This window comes from Candidatus Thiopontia autotrophica (genome assembly GCF_982804495.1).
Genome location: NZ_CEYDPX010000047.1, coordinates 1 through 2,153 on the forward strand (window position 1 = coordinate 1; position 2,153 = coordinate 2,153).

Consider the following 2,153-nt stretch of genomic DNA (forward strand, 5'->3'; position numbering starts at 1 on the left):
TGACCCCCATTTGAGTTTCATTCAGCTTGATTGGATGGTGGAAAAGGGGTATAATTAAAGCATTTACTAAAACGGTTGATTATGTCACCACTATTTAGGTATAACATCATGAAATATATTGTAAAAACAGTTGCCATTGTTACAGCGATGGCACTTTCTACAGCAGCTTCGGCATTCTGGAATCCAAAAGATTGGGACATGAAGGATGGCTGGAACAAAAACAGTGGCTCTGACCACCCACTTGCACCATTTGGTTGGGGCAGCAAGGATGGACGTGGCCCATTTGGAGGCGAGAATGGCTGGGGCGCCATGGACTCCATGGTAGATAGCATGGGTATGGGGGACGCTATGAGCGACATGAATACCGATGTAGAGTGGGACCTGAATCTTGATACCAAACTTAAGGGACAGGCTCAGGCTGAAGGAAAGGGAAATGGCAAGAGCGAGTCAAAGGCTCGCAACCGTGCCCGTTCTGATTTCCGTAAAGACAATCGCAGAAGATACTATCCCGGATATAACCAGCCACCGGTTGCCCCATACGGATATGGCCCTGCACCTTACGGGAATTACGGATATGGTCCATCACCATACGGCCAGATGGGGCCATCAGGCCAAATGCCATTTGCCCCAGCAATGCCGCCACAGATGATGCCTCCACAGATGATGGCGCCACCTCGTCAATACTGGAGATGATAGACGGGCACACTACCTAACAGAAAAGCCCTCAGATGAGGGCTTTTCTGGTTTTGTGAGATGTCGTTATTACCCCCAGCGGTTGATCTTCTCTATCAGCTCCTTCATGGTGAATGGTTTGTAGAGCACATCGTTGATCCCGGACTTTTGGTAATTTTCGTTCGCCTCTTGGTGGGTGGCTGCAGTCAATGCAATGATCGGCAGGTCAGGGTGGCTCTGCCTGATTATATGCGAGGCCTCAAATCCATCCATCACCGGCATCTGTAGATCCATCAGAATAATGTCATATTGGTTGGAGTTATCATTAACCTTGTTAACAGCAGTCTCACCGTTCTCGGCAATCTCTGGTTTGCATCCAATGTGTTCAAGCAGTTTGCTGGTTACCATCTGATTAGCCAAAACATCCTCGACAATCAGTACCCGGCATCCTCGGTTGATGACACCCGAAGTTAATTTATTGCCTTCATCAGGAGTTGCTCTCTCTCTCCGTTCAGCTACACTAAGTTCCAGTAACACCCTAAATGTACTGCCTTTATTGGGCTCGCTCTCCAGCTTGATAGTTCCACCCATCAGTTGAATCAGTTGTTGAGAAATTGGCAATCCAAGCCCGGTTCCGCCATAGCTACTGGTAGGTGCGGTCTGAGTAAATTGTTCAAAAACCTTTTGTTGAAGCTCTTTGGGAATCCCGATCCCGCTATCCTTAACGGCAATCTCCAGTTGCGCACGGTGATTATCTATCCGCACAAGTTTTATTTCGGCGCTTACCGTCCCATGCTGGGTGAACTTGATTGCATTGCCAATCAGGTTGGTCAAGACTTGTTTAATCTTGATGGCGTCTCCCAACAGTTGTGCGGGTAGTTTGGGGTCATCGATCAAGTCGAGACTTAACCCCCTCTTTTCTGCCTGTGGGCGTAACAGCTCAACAACCTCCAGTAGTGTCTGGTGGAGATTGAATGGCCTTATCTCCATCTGAATTTGCCCGGACTCGATCCTCGACAGATCAAGAGCGCTGTTGATGATTTCAAGCAGGGTCTTGCCGGAGTGTTTCATGGTGTTTACATAATTTTGCTGCTCCTGATCCAGTTTTGTCAGTTGCAGTAGATCCACAACCCCCAGAACCCCATTCATCGGGGTGCGAATTTCGTGGCTTATCTTGGTCAGAAACTCATTTTTGTTGAGTGTTGCCTTGACAGTTTTTTGTAGCTGTAAGAGATATAGATACCCTAGTACGGAGATAATGATCAGGACGATAATGGAGGCAATGAATTCTGTGCGATAGAGTGATATCAGTTGCTGCAGTGTTATCGTTGCAGCTGGGGGAGAGTATAGAAAACCATCAAGTAACTCTTTTCTCTCAGCAGGGAGGCGGAATTTTTCATCAACCATCCCCTGGTCCAGATAGGTAAGGAGAGTGCTACCCCACCGTTTTCGACTCATCTGGCCAATATCAACCAGGGCAG

2 protein-coding genes are annotated in these 2,153 nt (G+C 47.7%); one reads left to right on the plus strand and one right to left on the minus strand.

Annotation, left to right across the window (positions count from 1 at the left end; all coding sequences use genetic code 11):
• Positions 1–108: 108 nt before the first annotated feature.
• Positions 109–693 (plus strand): hypothetical protein, encoded by a 585-nt coding sequence (locus AC3ZFK_RS08225; RefSeq protein ID WP_487507308.1) that lies wholly within the window; start codon positions 109–111, stop codon positions 691–693.
• 69 nt (positions 694–762) lie between these two features.
• Here AC3ZFK_RS08225 and AC3ZFK_RS08230 read toward each other — a convergent pair.
• The coding region (locus tag AC3ZFK_RS08230; protein WP_487507309.1) for an ATP-binding protein at positions 763–2,153 on the minus strand (1,391 nt) is incomplete at its 5' end.

Bases quoted from the DNA above. Each gene is read 5' to 3' on its own strand.
- AC3ZFK_RS08225 (WP_487507308.1), top strand. From the start codon at position 109: ATGAAATATATTGTAAAAACAGTTGCCATTGTTACAGCGATGGCACTT.